At 69.7% G+C, this 16,128-nt stretch carries 12 protein-coding genes; 4 read left to right on the top strand and 8 right to left on the bottom strand.

Features of this window, described 5'->3' with window-relative positions:
- Positions 1-42 precede the first annotated feature (42 nt).
- The 4 genes from ACH4DZ_RS27005 to ACH4DZ_RS27020 form a co-directional block, all read right to left on the bottom strand.
- Positions 43-1,218 (bottom strand): ADP-ribosylglycohydrolase family protein, encoded by a 1,176-nt coding sequence (locus ACH4DZ_RS27005; RefSeq protein ID WP_398289904.1) that lies wholly within the window; start codon positions 1,216-1,218, stop codon positions 43-45.
- 458 nt (positions 1,219-1,676) lie between these two features.
- Positions 1,677-1,877 (bottom strand): DUF397 domain-containing protein, encoded by a 201-nt coding sequence (locus ACH4DZ_RS27010; RefSeq protein ID WP_398289905.1) that lies wholly within the window; start codon positions 1,875-1,877, stop codon positions 1,677-1,679.
- 225 nt (positions 1,878-2,102) lie between these two features.
- On the bottom strand, positions 2,103-2,960 hold the full coding sequence (locus tag ACH4DZ_RS27015; protein WP_107015496.1) for a helix-turn-helix transcriptional regulator: 858 nt from the start codon (positions 2,958-2,960) through the stop codon (positions 2,103-2,105).
- A 437-nt stretch (positions 2,961-3,397) separates the two neighbouring features.
- Positions 3,398-4,153, bottom strand: a complete 756-nt coding sequence (locus tag ACH4DZ_RS27020; RefSeq protein ID WP_107015497.1) for a GPP34 family phosphoprotein — start codon at positions 4,151-4,153, stop codon at positions 3,398-3,400.
- Positions 4,154-4,393: 240 nt separating this feature from the next.
- On the opposite strand from ACH4DZ_RS27020, the gene ACH4DZ_RS27025 reads away from it, so the two are divergent.
- A complete protein-coding gene (locus ACH4DZ_RS27025) occupies positions 4,394-7,855 on the top strand; it encodes a D-alanyl-D-alanine carboxypeptidase (RefSeq protein WP_398289906.1) in 3,462 nt (1,153 codons plus the stop codon).
- 670 nt (positions 7,856-8,525) lie between these two features.
- The gene (locus tag ACH4DZ_RS27030; RefSeq protein WP_398290019.1) at positions 8,526-10,253 is read left to right on the top strand and encodes an MFS transporter; all 1,728 of its coding nucleotides are present in this window, start codon (positions 8,526-8,528) and stop codon (positions 10,251-10,253) included.
- A gap of 83 nt (positions 10,254-10,336) precedes the next feature.
- Here ACH4DZ_RS27030 and ACH4DZ_RS27035 read toward each other — a convergent pair whose 3' ends face one another.
- The 3 genes from ACH4DZ_RS27035 to ACH4DZ_RS27045 all read right to left on the bottom strand — a co-directional run bounded on the left by ACH4DZ_RS27035 (position 10,337) and on the right by ACH4DZ_RS27045 (position 12,626).
- Complete coding sequence (locus ACH4DZ_RS27035; protein ID WP_398289907.1) at positions 10,337-10,864, bottom strand: glutathione peroxidase; 528 nt, start codon at positions 10,862-10,864, stop codon at positions 10,337-10,339.
- Positions 10,865-11,222: 358 nt separating this feature from the next.
- The gene (locus tag ACH4DZ_RS27040) at positions 11,223-11,588 is read right to left on the bottom strand and encodes a PH domain-containing protein (protein ID WP_398289908.1); all 366 of its coding nucleotides are present in this window, start codon (positions 11,586-11,588) and stop codon (positions 11,223-11,225) included.
- A gap of 144 nt (positions 11,589-11,732) precedes the next feature.
- Positions 11,733-12,626 carry a prohibitin family protein gene (locus ACH4DZ_RS27045; RefSeq protein ID WP_398289909.1) on the bottom strand — a complete coding sequence of 298 codons (894 nt, stop codon included), beginning with the start codon at positions 12,624-12,626 and terminating at the stop codon, positions 11,733-11,735.
- 244 nt (positions 12,627-12,870) lie between these two features.
- Between ACH4DZ_RS27045 and ACH4DZ_RS27050 the strand changes: the two genes are divergently transcribed.
- Complete coding sequence (locus ACH4DZ_RS27050) at positions 12,871-13,311, top strand: VOC family protein (protein ID WP_398289910.1); 441 nt, start codon at positions 12,871-12,873, stop codon at positions 13,309-13,311.
- A 118-nt stretch (positions 13,312-13,429) separates the two neighbouring features.
- Here the strand turns inward: ACH4DZ_RS27050 and ACH4DZ_RS27055 are convergent, their stop codons facing one another.
- Positions 13,430-14,854 carry an FG-GAP-like repeat-containing protein gene (locus ACH4DZ_RS27055; RefSeq protein WP_398289911.1) on the bottom strand — a complete coding sequence of 475 codons (1,425 nt, stop codon included), beginning with the start codon at positions 14,852-14,854 and terminating at the stop codon, positions 13,430-13,432.
- Positions 14,855-15,210: 356 nt separating this feature from the next.
- Between ACH4DZ_RS27055 and ACH4DZ_RS27060 the strand changes: the two genes are divergently transcribed.
- Complete coding sequence (locus ACH4DZ_RS27060) at positions 15,211-15,888, top strand: hypothetical protein (RefSeq protein WP_398289912.1); 678 nt, start codon at positions 15,211-15,213, stop codon at positions 15,886-15,888.
- Positions 15,889-16,128 lie beyond the last annotated feature (240 nt).

Raw genomic sequence — 16,128 nt, forward strand, 5'->3', positions numbered from 1 at the left:
CGTCGGCGACGGCGGCAGGAAAGGGGGCTTCGCCCGGGTGTGTCAGCCCCGGGCGGTCAGGCCGGCCGGGACCGGGACGGCGCCCGTGCCGGAGAGGGCCGCGTACCCGCGTGGATAGCGGGCCAGCCAGCCAGGGGAGGAGCCCGCCGGGCCGTGCAGGGCCGGGCCCTGGGTCATCTCCATCGCGAAGTCGTCGGCGAGGACGAGCATCGTGGGGCGCCCCTCCAGCTCGGCCAGCCAGGACGGCGGCAGGGCCGTCTCGCCGTGCAGGGCGCCGAGCAGCGCACCGGTGAGGGCGCCGGTGGCACCCGAAGCGCCACCGTGGTTCACCGACAGGCACAGCCCGTGCCGGCTGTCCTCACCGACCAGGGCGCAGTACACGGCCACCGAGAGCAACCCCTCGGCCGTGCCCTCCCCGGCCAGATCCTCGACCCGGGACGGCGACGGCATGCCCTGCCGTACGGCCCCCAGCGCCCGCTGCAGCGCCTCGGCCACCTGCTGCTGCCCCGGGCGCGGTGCCAGCAGCTGCAACGCCCGCTGGACGGCCGTGTCGAGGCTCTCACCGCGCGCGAGACCGTGCACGACGACCGCGTACGCGCCCGCCGACAGGTAGGAGAGCGGGTGGCCGTGCGTCTGCGCCGCGCACTCCACCGCGAGCTGCATGACGAGCTGCGGCTCCCAGCCGACGAGGAGTCCGAAGGGCGCGGAGCGGGTCGCGGCCTCGACGCCCCGCTGGTCGGGGTTCTTGGGCGCGTCCAGGGTGCCCATCGTCTCGTCCCCGAGGCCCAGCAGACAGGCACGCGCGGGATCACGGCGGGCGTACAGCCACTCCTCGCGGGCCAGCCAGCCGTCCTCCTTGCGCCGCTCGTCCGGGCCCCAGTCGCGCTGGGTGGCGGCCCAGCGCAGATACGCCCGGTGCAGATCCGTCGGCGGATGCCAGGCCCCGGTGTCCCGGCGGACCTGGGCCCTTATCAGCCCGTCGATGGAGAACAGGGTGAGCTGCGTGAGATGGGAGACGGCCCCGCGTCTGCCGTACCCGTGGGCCAGATCGGTGAGCCCCTCCGCGCCGTGCGCCGCACGGATCTGTTCCATCGAGAGGTCGCCGACGGGCGAGCCCAGCGTGTCGCCCACGGCCGCGCCGAGGAGCGTGCCACGCACCCGGCTGCGGAAATCCTGCTGTTCGGCACGGCCCCAGACGGCACCGGCTGTCGCACCCACCGAGGCCTCCCGAGATCCCGATCCGATTCGTCCGTACGGCCGACAACTCAGCACTGTAATCGAACGGGAACGGTCGGTTGAGAACCGGATCGGTATGCGAGCAGTGGGCCGACTGAGTGTGTTTGTCAGCGATCGGTATGCATTTCCGTCGGCGGGCCGTGGCGATGCCACCGGTAAATGAAGATCCATGGGAATGACGACGACTTTCATGCGCGATACCTGCGCAGCATGCGCACAATTGCGGGAGGATCTTCGAGGCGGGTGCGGACAGGGCCGAGCCCCCTCGGCCAGGACGGCGGGCCAGTCGAGAGGGCTCTTTCACGGTGCGTATGCAGTTGTTGGTCCACTTGCGTATGCGGTTGTTGATGAGGTTGTTTCTTCGGGTGCTGATGACGCGGATGACGCGGGTGGCGCGAGTGACGCGGAGGTGGTCGTGCTGTGCGAGGCCTCCGTCGTCGTCAGACGGTGCCCCGGCCCACTTCTGCCACGAACGCGTTCCAGGACTCCGCCGGGAAGGCCAGCGCGGGCCCTTCGTCGACCTTCGAGTCGCGGACGGCCATCGCCGCCGTGACGGGGGACTTGACCTCGACGCACGCGCCGTTTCCCTGCGAGTACGAGGACTTCGTCCACGTGTCCGTGACGCCTTGCTTGATTGCCATGATCACTCCGGTGGCCGGTTGCTGAGTAGCTGTCACCGAGTTGCGGGTTCCTTACGGAGCCCACGGTTCGGATTGCGCCAAGGTTCTTCCCCCTTGGCGTGATCGACGCTACTCGCCAACATCGGTGTGCGAAGCGACTATTCACTCGACCGGGTGACATATGCCAGCTGAGTCTTCCGCCGGGATAGGAGGAGGGTGTATCTTCCCGCCGCCATCCGGCGTACCTCAGTGCGCGTAGTCCTTCGCGACGTCCGCGATGAACTCCCGCGACTGGTCGGCGTTGAGCGCCTGGGCCCGCAGATGCTCGTACATCACGCTGTACTTCTGGACGTCGTTCGCCTTCTCCAGGTACAGGTCGCTCGTGACGCCCTCGATGTAGACCACGCTGGAGTCGGCCGCGTCGGGGAATTCGAGGATGGCGTACTGGCCGCTGACCCCCGGATGGGCGCCCATCGCGAACGGGATGACCTGAACCGTCACATGCGGCACGTGCGACATCTCGACGAGATGCTCCAACTGCTCGATCATCACCTGCTTGTTGCCGACGGTCCTGCGCAGCGCCGCCTCGTCGAGGACGGCCCACAGCCGCAGCGGGTTCTCCAGGTCGGAGATACGTTCCTGTCGCCGCAGCCGCACCTGAACGCGCTTGTCGATGTCGCCGGCCGCCGCCTCCGGCAGAGCGCCCTGGATCAGGGCCTCGGCGTACGGACGGGTCTGCAGCAGGCCCGGCACGACCAGCGGGTCGTACACGCGCAGGCTCGCCGCGTCGGTCTCCAGACCGATGTAGACGCTGTACGGGATGTCGCCGAAGGAGTGCCACCAGCCCTGCTGACGCGAGTCCTTGGCCATCTGCATCAGCGAATCGACGATCCGGACGTCCTCGACCTCGTACACCCCGCACAGATCACGGACGTCGCGCTGGCTGATGCTGCGCCGCCCGTTCTCCAGACGGCTGATCTTCGACTGCGAGACGAGCAGCCGCTCGGCCACCTCTTCGGCCGTCATGCCCTTGAGCTCCCGGAGCCTTCGCAGCTCCTGGCCCAACCGGCGTCGTCTGACGGTGGGATTGACGTTGGACGCCACGGGACGTGCACCTCCGGCTGCGGACTGCCTGTACTTTGCGTATCTGCTGTTGAGCAGATTGCCACCAAGGTGCTTACTACCGCTGGGAAACAGCGGATATGCAGTGCGTACGCGCCACTTGTCGCCACCTCGCGCCACCTGACGCCACCTGGCGGCGGATATGACGACAAGCGACCCTGGGCCTATGCGTTCGGGGTCACGCGGATACGGGGTCACGCGGTGGGTCGGGGACATGCGGACGTCGGTCGGGGACATGCGGACGCGCGGGGCGGCGGGCCGTGTCGTCGTCCGGACGTTCGGCCCGCCGCCCCGCGCGTCCCAGCGGCTCCCGGACCGGGTCATGGGGACTGCGGTGCGGCGCTGACGTGGTACTTCGGGGGACTGCGGTGTTGCGGTGCTGCGGTCGTGCCGGTGGCTGCGAGCCGTGGACCGGTGGCTCAGTGGGCCACGGCGCGTGCCATCGAACTGCGGTGCGGTTGCATCGGGACGCCCCTGGCGGGCTCCGGTGCGGGCCTGGCTCCGGGGGCGGCCTGACGGCCGGTCGGTGCCGGGCTGCGGCGTGGCTGTGCGGCCACTCCGTTCTGGACGTCCATCACGGCGTGCGCCACGAGTCCGCCCATGGGGTCGTGCCTGATCAGATCCCGGAGTCGGGAGCGCGACGAACGCCCTTCGTTCCCCGGGTAGAGGTGCTTGCCCAGGCCGACGGCATGCGCCAGCGCGGCCAGAGCGGCGGTCCGCGGGTCCGGCGGGACGCCGGTGCGGATCGCGCTGTCCAGCCGGGCCCTGATCTCCCGGCTGATTTCCGTGTCCGTCGCTTGGTAGCGAGTCGTCGGAAGCACCCCGCACATCTGGCCCGCCACGGCATGGACCATGCCGCATCGCTCCAGATGCGAGAGATAGGTCTGGCGCAACCCCAGTCGGGGCCCGCCGATCCAGTTCACAGCGCGTACTGGAGCACCCCGCCTGCGGAGTAGTTCCAGCGCACAGTCCAAGGTTGGATCTCCGGTCGGCCGTGGTGCCACCACGGCGATACGATCCCCGTCTGGGGCTATCCGTCCGGCCAGCGCCAGCTCCACTAGCTGTGCTCCGGCCAGACCGAGGTCGAGCGACTGCGGCTGTGCGGTGGTACCCGTGGTCGGGTCCAACGCCAGCAGCAGTAGCTCCTCCGGAAGTGTTCTGCGGCTCCTGCCCATCCATGCCTCCCCGCGTGGATGAATGACAGGGTGACCCCTCTCACATTGGTCTGTCGAGAGCACGTGACCGGTTCGTAGTGGAACCGGTAGATATGTCGTTCTCGTCTACCGCAGGGGTCAATCCCTCACACAGGACACTGGTAGATGGTTCGGACACGAGTGTCCGGGCCGCGTGTGCACTGTTTAACGGGTTCATGGTTCGGTTGGGCGCACGGTGTGTGGCGCACGGAGGAGGCATCGGTGGCGGGCGAGTCCCCCGACAGGTCGAAGCAGCACGAGTCGTCGGCGGAACCGACGTCGGGGAGCAAGGTTCCGGTTCCGGATCCGCGGCTGGCGGTCGCGCGGGAGGCCGTGACGGCGGCTGCCCGGGTGGACACGGCCACCGCGGTCTTCTCGACGAAGAGCTCCGCGGAGGCGCCGGGTCCCGCCGGGTCCGCCGGGTCCGCGGGGTCCTCCGCGTCCGTGGACGCGGAGGAGAAGGCGGAGCCGGCTGCCGGGAGTTCCCGGGGGAGTGACGGTTCTGCGGAGCCGGCGGGTTCCGCCGAGGGCGCCGGGAAGGGCCCCGGAGGCGGCGACGCGCGACTCCGGTCCGCCGTGGCGGCCTGGGCCGCCACAGCGGACGAGGAGGCGCCTGAGGGCGCTTCTGCGGGCGCGGGAGCGGATCGGGATGCGCCGGGGGGTGCGGACGGGGGTGTCGGCGCCAGCGCCGGCGCAGGCGCAGGCGTCAGCGACGGTGCGGGTACGAGTGCGGGTGCGGGTAGCGGGTCGACCGGGGACGACCTGGACGTCGGCTCCGGCTCCGGCTCTGACTCCGGCTCCGGCTCCGGCCGGGAGGGCGATCGCGAGAGCTCCGCTTCGGGGGCGTCCGTCGGCGACGGCGGGGACGCCGACTCCGACGCCGACTCCGATGCCGACTTCGACCGCGGCTCTGACCGCGACTCCGGCTCGGCGGACGCCGTGCGCGGAGAGGCGGCGGCTGAGGCTGCCGTTCCCGACAGCGCCATGGAGGACGCGGTGAGGTCGGAGACGACGACTGATGCTGAGGCTGCGGCCGAGGCGAAGGACGCCTCCTCGGAGACCGAGACCCCGACCAGGGGCGGAACCTCTGCCTCCGGCGAGAGGGCCGGGGGCGCCGAGGATGGCGGAAACGTCGCCGACGCGAAGGCCGGTTCGAAGGCCGACGCGAAGGCCGGTTCGAAGGCCGGATCGAAGGCAGGTCCGAAGACAGGTCCGAAGACAGGTTCCACGGCCGGTACGAAGGCTGACGCGAGCGCCGACGCCAAGCGCGCGGCGGACGACCCCAGGGCGCAAGCTCCTGCAGCGGCGAAGACCTCCGTGGGCGGAGTTCCCGCCGCCGACACGGCCTCGGACCCCGCGGCGGACCCGGACTCCGGTCCCGACACGGCCTCCGCGGCGGCGTCGGGTCCCGAGGTTGACACGGATCCCACAGCGAAGTCGGACTCCGCGGGCAAGCCGGGTTCCGCGGCAGCGCTGTATCCCGCGGCCGACGCGGGCTCCGGTGGCAAGTCAGCCTCCGCAGGCAAGCCGGGCTCCACGGCAACGCAGGGCTCCGCCCCGGCGGAGCCGGACGTCGCAGCGAAGCCGGACTCTTCGGCGGCGCCGGATCCGGCGGCGGACGCGGATCCGGCGGGGAAGGCGGGCGCCGCAGCGACGTCGGCCGGCCTCCCGGCGCAGTCGGATTCCACGGCGCACGCGGACTCCCGAGGCAAGTCGGATGCCGCGGCGAAGCCGGGCTCCGCAGGGCAGTCGGGCTCCGAGGGGAAGTCCGATGCCGTAGGGAAGCCGGGCTCCGAGGCGAAGCCGGGTTCCGCGGCGGACGCGGATTCCGGTCGCACGTCGGATGCCGCAGCGGAGTCGGGCTCCGCAGGGAAGGCCGACGCCGGAGCCGGGGCGGGCCCCGCCGCGAAGCCGGCCGGCCGTGCCTCCGACGAGGGCAGGCCCGCGTCCAAGCCCCCCGTCGACCAGGCCACCGCGATCTTCAAGCGGCCACCCGCCGTGGACCAGCCCACCACCATGCTCAAGCGGGGCGACGCCGATCCGGACGCCGGACCGGGCAAGCCCGCCGGGTCGAGTGCGACGACCGGGTCGGAAAAGCCCGCCGGGTCGGAAAAGCCCGCCGGGTCGGAAAAGCCCGCCGGGTCGGAAAAGCCCGCCGGGTCGGACAAGGGCGGCGAACCGAAGGGCGGGAGCGAGTCGGCTGCCGGGGCAAAGGCCGCCGAAGCCCCAGCCGAGCGCACCAGCAAGTTCGTCGCGCTCAAGCCGCTCGACGAGCCCGCCCCGCCGAAGGCGAGGCTCGCTGTCCCGCCGCCGGGACCGTCCGTCTCGCCCTCGGCGCCACCGGCCGGCGGCGCCCCGCAGGCCGGCCCCGAGCGGACGACCCAGCAGCCCCTCCCGCCGAGGCCCCCGCTGGACCTGCTGGCGGAGCTGACGAACACCCCGCCGCCCCGCCAGACCCCGGTCCGGACCATCGTGCGCCGGGTCAAGATCTGGACACCCCTGGTACTCCTGCTGGCCGTGGTGTTTGCAGTCGTACAGACCGTACGCCCGCTGCCGACTCCCACCCTCGCGCTGACCGCCGACGAGACCTACGCCTTCGAGGGCAACAAGGTCGCCCTGCCGTGGCCCGAGGAGGGGCAAGGCTGGATGGACGTCAACGGCATCGGCACGGTCGACTCGTTCGGGGACCAGAAGCCCGTCGCGATCGGCTCGGTCGCCAAGGCCATGACGGCGTACGTGATCCTCAAGGAGCACCCGCTGAAGGCCGGCGCGGACGGCGCGAAGATCGAGGTCGACGCGAAGGCGGAGAAGGAGGGCGGCTACGACGCGCAGGGCGAGTCGACGCTCAACACCGTCAAGGAGGGCGACAACCTCTCCGAGAAGGACGCCATCGCGGCCATCATGATCCCGTCCGCGAACAACATCGCGCGGCTGCTGGCGCGTTGGGACGCGGGTTCCGAGGCGAAGTTCGTCGAGAAGATGAACGCCGCCGCCAAGGACCTGGGCATGAAGAACACGAAGTACACCGACCCCTCGGGCCTGAAGGAGACCACCGTCTCCACCGCCGAGGACCAGGTGAAGCTCGGCAACGAACTCGTGGACATCAAAGCGCTGGTCGACATCACCAAGCTGCCGACCTGGGTGGACCCGTCCGGCAAGAAGTGGGACAACTACAACCGTCTCGTGCCGTACAACAACGCCATCGGCATCAAGACCGGCTCCACCACCAAGGCCGGCGGCAACCTGCTCTTCGCCGCCACGCAGGAGGTCGGCGGTGAGAACGTCATCGTCGTCGGCGCGATCCTCGGCCAGCACACGCCGCCGATCATCGACACGGTCAACGCGGTCAGCAAGACGGCGATGATCGCCGCCCAGGAGGCGCTGACCTCGCGGAAGATCCTGAAGAAGGGTGACGTCGTGGGGTACGTGGACGACGGGCTCGGCGGCCAGGTACCGGTCGTCGCCACCAAGGACGTCTCCGCGGTGGGCTGGGCCGGACAGACGGTCAAGCTGAAGCTGGACGAGGGTGGCACCACCATCCCGAACGAGGCGAAGGCGGGAACCAAGGTCGGCTCGCTGAGCGTCGGTGACGGTACGACGGGCGACGCGGTCGATGTTCCGGTCGCGCTCCAGTCGGATCTCACCGAACCGGGATTCGGCGCCAAGCTGACCCGGGTCGCCTGACGGGACGTACGCTCCCACGGGGACGTACACCCGCGGGACGTACACCCGTGAAGAACGGAAGCCCGACAAGCAGAAGAACCGACCGCACCCCGCCGACGGAGCACCACCCAGGAGCTCCACGGCGGGGTGCGTGCTAGCGTCGCCAGGATGGGGCAGGCCGTCCGCCGCGGGGCCCGGCCGAGAGTGGAACAACGGGACACGGGAGTGCCAGCACGTGGCGACAGCGGAGCCGACGCATGCCGACGACGCCGAGCCGGGCCGAGAGGCCGGCCCGCGAATAAGCGTGCGCACGCGGCACGTCGAGACCCCTGACAACGCTGCCGGACCGCCGCCCGACAGGGCCGAGACCCCCGGCGCGGCAGAAATCCCCGACACGACCGGGACCCCCGACGCCGGACGGGACGACGACTCCGGACCGGGTCCTGCCGTCGAGCCGACCCTCGATGCCGATGCCGATGCCGGCCCCGACGCCGACGCCGACGCCGAACCGAACCCTGACGAACCGAACCCTGACCCCGAACCGGACGCCGACTCCCACCCGGCCCCCGACGCCGGACCCGGCGCTGACACCGAGCCGATCCCGGACGTGGACCCGGTTCCGGACGTGGACCCGGTTCCGGATGTCGAGCCGGCCGTCGGCCCCGGAGTCGGTGGACGTGAAGGCACCCGCATGCACCGCTTCGTCCGGCATCCCGCGATCCTCGCCACGGCCCTCTCAGGTGTCCTCCACATCATCTGGTTCTTCACGTTCGCGAACAGTGGCGGCGACCTCGCGGCGCAGGACGCGTGGGCGGAGTTCGTGGGGCGGAACCCCGGGTCCGCGTACAACCTGGCCTGGTACGGCGGCATGCACCCGGTGTCGTACAGCGTGGTGTCCCCGTACCTGATGGCCGTGCTCGGTGTGCGGACGACGATGATGATCGCGGGGACGCTCTCCGCCGGACTGCTCATGCTGGTGCTGATGCGCAGCCGGGCCGTACGGAACCCCGTGGCCGCGGCGGCGGCCGGAGTGTTCGCGCTCCTGTGCAACGCGATCTCGGGCCGCGTGACCTTCGGCCTCGGCATGGTCTTCGCGCTCGGCGCCGCCGCCGTCGTCTTCTGCTGGCCGTACCGCTGGCGCTACAAGCGCTGGGCCAAGGCCCTGTGCGCCGCCCCGCTCGCCGCGGCGGCCACCGCCGCGTCCCCGGTGGCCGGCCTCTTCGTCGGCTTCGTCGCCGTCGCGCTGTTCCTGCAGAAACGCCGCCCGGGAGCGTGGGCGCTGGGCCTCGCGCCCGCCGCGGTCGTGGGCGTCTCGGCCTGGATGTTCCCGTTCTCCGGTACGCAGCCGATGATGTTCGGGTCGGTCCTGCTGCCGTTCGCGACCGCGGCCTGTGCCTTCTTCCTCGTCCCCAAGGAGTGGAAGACGGTCCGGATCACCTCGGCGGTGTACGGCCTGGCCGTCGTCCTCGTCTGGCTGATCAACTCGCAGATCGGCTCGAACATCAGCCGGTTGCCGATGCTGCTGGGCGGGGTCACGCTGATCGCCGCGCTGCCCTTCACGGCACCGCGCTCACGCAAGTGGTACGCGATCCTGCTGGCCTTCGTGACCGTGAACGGCTGGATCGCCTTCAAGGCCGTCGACGACATCGTGCACACCACGCCCGCCGCGTCCTGGGCCCGCGAACTGGCCCCCCTCGTCAACCAGCTCCAGGTGGCCGGCGCCGAGAAGGGCCGCGTCGAGGTCGTACCGGCCCGCTCCCACCGTGAGGCGTCCGCCCTCGCCCCGTACGTCAACCTCGCCCGCGGCTGGAACCGGCAGGCGGACATGGAGCGCAACCCCCTCTTCTACGACGACACCCTCAACTCCGCGAACTACCACGAGTGGCTGCGGCGCTGGGCCGTCCACTACGTCGTCGTCCCCAAGGGCGAGCCCGACGGTGACGGCGGCGAGCGCGAGCGCGAACTGGTCCAGCGCGGGATGCCGTACCTGAAGCAGGTCTGGGGCGACGCCAACTGGCAGCTCTTCGAGGTCACCGACCCCATGCCGATGGCCGACCCGCCCGCGGTCGTCGACCGTGCCGAGCAGGGGGAGCTGACCCTGGAGGTGAAGCGGGCGGGGCGGGTGCTCATCCGCATCCCGTACTCGCCGTGGCTCGGGCTCGTCGACGCGGAGGGCAAGAGCGTGAAGCCCCCGCAGGAGACCGAGGAGTCCAAGCAGCGGGAGGACGGGGCGCCGAAGACGTACGACAACGTCAACGGCTGCCTGATGGAGACGGAGGAGGACGCCCAGGGCGACCAGTGGACGGAACTGCTGGCGCCGAGGGCCGGCACGTACCGTCTGGCCGCGCCCTATCAGCTGCCCCGGGGCACGGGATGCCCCGAGGAGCTGCGGGAAGAGGTCCGCGGCAGCGCGGGATAGGGCTGCCGGGCACCCCGGGCCCTGCCTGCACCCCCGGGCCCTGCCTGCGGCCCGGGGCCCTGCCTGCGGCGGAGCGCCGCGTCTCAGCCGATGTGGGCCTCGACCGCGGCCACGACCTCGGCGGACTCCGGCTCGGTCTGCGGCGAGAAGCGGGCGACCACCGTGCCGTCCCGGCCGATCAGGAACTTCTCGAAGTTCCAGCGGATGTCGCCGGTGTGCCCCTCGCCGTCCGCGAAGCCGGTGAGCCGCTCGTAGAGGGAGTGGCGCGCGTCCCCGTTCACGTCGACCTTCTCGGTCATCGGGAAGGTCACGCCGTACGTCGCCGAGCAGAACTCCGCGATCTCCTCGGACGAACCGGGCTCCTGGCCCATGAACTGGTTGCACGGCACCCCGAGCACGGTGAAGCCCTGCGCCGCGTACCGCTCGTGCAGCCGCTCCAGGCCCGCGTACTGCGGGGTGAGCCCGCACTTGGACGCCACATTGACGATGAGCACGGCCTGGCCCTTGTACTGGCCGAGATCCGCGGTACCGCCCTGCAGCGCATCGATGTCGACGTCGAGAGCGGAGGCGCCGGAGGCGGCAGCCGAGGCGGAGGCGTTGTCAGTAGTCATGAACGGATGCTAACTCCGCTCAGCCGACACCGGTCCGGCACCCTGCGCCGCGGTGAGCGGTTGGGGGACGGGTACGGCATTCCTGGCGCTCCCCGCCCCCCTCTGGAAGGTCTTCGCGCTGATCCTCACCCTTGGCCCGGTGGCTTCCCTGGGCGGAGGTGTCCTCTGGGGCATGCGAACGAGATCCTGCCCAACCGTCGGCTGCGAGTCCCTCTACGTCCCGTACGCTCCCGAGCACGCGGGCCTGCTCTTCGCGTGCGCGGCGCTGGGCATGCTGGCCGGGGACGTGGCGGTGGCCCGCTTCGCCGGACCGGCCCTGTATGACCGTCGTCTCCCGTGCCCGCCGCCGCCCCTACGCCTACCGAGCGACGAACTGGGTGAGTATCGCCTGGACTTCGTAGATGTCGACGCCCTTGGTGAAGGTCTTCTCGATGGGCATGGGCGTGCCGGAGATCCAGATCTTCAGCTCGGCGTCGAGGTCGAAGGTCCCGGCGGTCTCGACGGCGAAGTGCGTGATGCTGCGGTACGGAACGGAGTGGTACTCCGTCTTCTTGCCGGTGATGCCCTGCTTGTCGACCAGGATGAGACGGCGGTCGGTGAAGAGGATGGTGTCGCGGATCAGCTGGAAGGCGGCGTACACCTGCTCGTTCTGCCCGAGCAGTCGCGCGTAGTCGTTCTGTGCTTTCACCGGATCGACGGTGTGCGCGTTTCCGAACAGCGCCATGACTGACCCCCATTGGGTGTGTGAAGTCCCAAGAGCCTCGCACCGGAGCCCATGCGGAGCAATGCTCTGTTTCCAGGCTGTCGCAAGGGCGCGACAGCCTGGAAACGCAACCGCCTGTGCCCCGGAGTGGCTTGGGCGGCGGCGTCAGTTCTTGCTGCCGTCCACGATGACGGGCGTGCCGTTCGCGCCGTCACCGCACGGGACCGCGTACACCGGGTGGGCCTTCGCGGCTTCCTTGTATGCCTCCAGGCACTGGTTGTACAGCACCTTGTCGCTCAGCGACTTCTCGATGATCTTGTTGGCGCGGGCGACGCCCTCCGCCTCGATCCGCTTGCGTTCCGCCTCCGCCGTGGCCGTACGCGACGCCTCGGTGGCCCGCTCGGTGGCCTGCTCCTGCTGGATCTTCTTGTCGATCTGCTCCTGCAGCTTCTTCGAGGGCCGCACATTGCGCAGGTTGACGAAGGTGACGTCGATCCCGCGCGGTGCCAGGCGTTCCTTGACGAGGTCGGCGATCTCGGAGCCGATCTGCTCACGCGCGGACGCGTACCCCTCCTCGCTGGTGTGCTTGGCGAAAACATTGCGGATGATCTCGCGACTGTCCGGCAGCACGAGCCGCTCCTCGACGGCTTCCTCGCTGCCCGCCAGCCGGTACAGGCCGACCGCCTCTGCGGGTACGACGGCCCACTTGATGGTGACGTCCGCGTAGAGCACACCGCCCTGCGAGGAGCGGACCTCGACCACGTCCTCGTCGTTGAGGTCCAGGTCCACCGGGCGGGTGGAGAAGGACGTGACGTCGGTGAACGGTGACTTGACGTGAACGCCCGAGGCCAACGGCGTACCGATCCTGCCGAAGGTCACCGGGACGCCGACCTCGTAGGCGCTCACGACATGCACGCAGGCGAAGACGCCCGCCAGCAAGCCCGCCACGGCGCTGAGCGCCGCCCCGAGCTTCCAGCCCGAGGCGGTTCGACCACCGCCACGGCCGACGAGAAAGAGCACGACTGAGGCTATGAGAAGCAGGATGGACAGTACGAACACGGCTTTCCCCCTTGAAACACGTACCCGCGCCCCCGGCGCGGCGCGGCGCAGCGTAACGACCTGGGATGACGGGAGGGGGACGGCCGGATGAGCAGACGGGAGCAGACGGGATGAACATCATCTGAGGCGCGATCCGGAAGTTTCGGAGATCGGCGGTTCGAGGATGTCGAGAACGTGACACCGGCTCCGTCCCAGGGACATCAGCGGCCACCACCGGCCGCACGACATAGAAGGAGACACCAGCATGGCGATTCAGCGGATGGACAACGTCGGCATCGTCGTCGAGGACATGGACGCCGCCATCGCGTTCTTCGTGGAACTCGGTATGGAGCTGGAGGGCAGGGCGCAGGTCGAGGGCCTCGTCGCCGACCAGTGCACCGGACTCGACGGCGTCCGCTGCGACATCGCGATGGTCCGAACCCCGGACGGCCACAGCCGGCTCGAACTGGCGAAGTACCGCAGCCCGGCGGCGACCAGCGCCGGGCCGCGCAACAAGCCGCACAACATCCTCGGCACGCACCGCGTCATGTTCGCCGTCGACGACATCAAGGACACCGTCGCCCGCCTGCGCCCCCACGGCGCCGAACTCCTCGGCGAGATCGCCCGGTTCGAGGACAGCTATCTGCTGTGCTACCTCCGCGGCCCGGACGGCATCATCGTCGGACTGGCCGAGCAACTGAGCTGACCAGGGTCTCCGCGCCCCGCCGGCGAGCCTTTTTGGAGGCCCCGTCGGAGAGCTCGCGGCCATCGTCGAGGTGGAGCCCACCGGCCGGTCCGCGCCCGATCGGAGACGTTCGCCCGGCTCAGTCGAGCAGCGACTCCCCGAACCGCGATCCGCTCGCGAGGCCGAAGTCGGCGGAGCTGAGGGACGCGGAACCGGAACCGGTGAGGCCGGACGCAGTTCCCGGCAGGGTCCACAGGCCTCCGCTGCGGTCGTTCTCGAAGGAGGCGGTCACCGCCAGGTCGGCTTTGCCGTTGTTGTTGTAGTCGGCGAGCCGCACCTGGGCACCGAAGAGGTCATTGGTCTCGGCTGCGCCCGGAACACCGGCGGTGTCCTGGGAAATGCGCACGACTTCGGACTGCGAGACACCGGAGGCGGAGCCACGGAACACTGTCACGTCGCCGGCGTTCTCCAGGTCGCCGAGCCATTCACCGTTGGCGCCGACCACCAGTTCGGCCTTGCCGTCGCCGGTGATGTCGCCGATCGCCACCGAGGCTCCCCAGTTGTCGCCGTCCTCGTTGACGCCGGGCACACCCGTGCTGTCCTGGTGCAGGGTCACCGGGTCGCCGAAGCCCGTCCGGCTGCCGTATCGAACGGTCACGTAACCGGCACCGTTGCTCGGGTCGTCGATGGAGAACGTGTCTGGCCAGGTGAGGGAGGTGGCCATGTCGTCGAAGCCGTCGCCGTTGATGTCACCGAGGGCGACCGCGGTGCCGCCGTCCTCCACCCGCTGTATCCGGTTCGGACGGCCTTCCTGACCCGTGTAGATGTCGGTGCCCGGACGTCCGGTGCCGGGGTCGCCGGTCACGGCCAGGTCATCCTTGCCGTCTCCGTTGACATCGCCCACGGCTGCTTCCCAGTTGAGGAGCTGGGCACCAGGGACCGTCAGGGTGTAGGCGGGGGTGGTCTGGGTCGCCCGGGAGGAGCCGCCCCTGTACACGACAACCGCGTTCGGCTCGATGACGGCGAGGTCCGCGGCGCTGTCACCGGTGAAGTCCCCCACCGCCACGTCCAGGCCATGCGCCTGCCACTGACGCGCGTTGTCCACCGTGGTCGTGGTGCTGCTGGTGAACGGCTCGGCGCCACCCCAGAGGATGGTCACGCTGCCCTGACCCTCGTACTCGCCCACGTCCTCCCCGTCGGCACCCACGACCAGGTCCGCGTAACCGTCCGAGTCCAGGTCGCCACCGGCGATCGATATACCGAAGTTGTCACTGTCCTCCGGCGTGCCCGGCACCCCCGCGGAACTCTGGGTGAGCTCGATCTTCTGCGTGGTCAGCCCGGCGGCAGACCCTAGAGACACGACCACTGCGCCCGCGGCCTCAGCACCGTTGACGGACTTGTACGGCGCACCGATCGCGAGATCCCGGTGTCCGTCGCCATTGAAGTCGTCGGCGTACTTGGCGGGGGCCGCGGACGCCGTCGCCGCGCCTGCAGCGGTGAACAGACCACCAGCCAGCGCGGTCACGGTCGCGACGGCGACAACAGTGCGGAAGGGCAGGGGCATAGAGATTTCCTCCTGGAACAGTGCCGGGCGATGCCGTAGACAACCAAAGTGACGGAAGGGTTGTACGAGAACGAGACAGGCGGTACGCCCGCGCGACCGCAACCGACCCACAACCGACCCGCAACCGACCTACAACCGACCCGCAACCGATGCGCCCGATCTCGCCGCTTCAGAAGACCCCTGTGCGACGAAGCAGGTCCGCGCTGATCCGCAGTTGATCCGCGTTGATCCGCGCTGCACTGATGAGCCGCGGCTGCCGCGATGCACCCGAACCCGGCGGCAAGACGGCGGCCCGACTCCTCTAACATGACCCGATTCAGACCTGGGGGGTCCTTGTGCGAATGAAACCGACCGCCGTGACGGCGGCGGCCCTGGCGTGCCTGGTGATGGGGGTCTCCATGACTGGCTGCGCAGACGACAGCGCGGCGGAGGAACGCTCTGCCGATCAGATATTTGACGATGCGAACGACACGATGCGCGATCTGAAGTCAGTAACCATCGATACGGTCACCAAGGTGACCGACGGGAGTGATCGCACCAGCCGTCTGACGACCGATCTCAAGGCCAAGTGCGCGTTCAGGACGACCTCGGCCACGGGCGCCGCCCTCGAACAGATCCGGATCGACAGGACGGACTACGTCCGCCCGAATCTGGCCTACCTCAAGGAGTCCGGCCAGAAAGTGACCATCACGGGCGAGCAGAAGCGCTGGGTCAAAACTCCTGTCAGCAAGTCCCAGCCGGGAGACGGGCTCGCCCAGTGCACGCACGAGTTCACCTCTTTCGACAAGGTCACGAAGGGCGAACCGACCGAGGTCAAGGGCACTGCGGCGATTCCGCTGAAGGCGACCGACGAGAAGGACAAGGGCGGCTCCTTCACCTTCTACGTCGCCACCGAGGGAAAGCCGTACATCCTCAGAGTCGTGTACAAGGACGGCGAACTCGACAACACCACGTCGTTCAGTGCCTTCGACAAGCCCTTGGACGTAGACCCCCCGAGCAAGGACGAGGTCTTGGACCTGTCCGGCATCGGCTGATCAGCTGATCGACGGACCGGCTGATCGGCTGAGAAAAGGATCCTCGCAGGGTGGGCAGCTTCGGCGGACCAACTCCCGGCACGCCTGGGCCAAGGCCAGAAAGACGGCGGCCGTCTCGACCGAGTCGCTGGCCCTTAGCCATGTGCCCCCGGCAGGATCCGAACCTGCGACACCCGCTTTAGGAGTTCGATCTCACGGTCATCCTGGGGCCCAGTTCCTCCTGACGGAGCACCGCTCATG

The organism is Streptomyces sp. NPDC017991, from assembly GCF_044328075.1.
GTDB lineage: Bacteria > Actinomycetota > Actinomycetes > Streptomycetales > Streptomycetaceae > Streptomyces.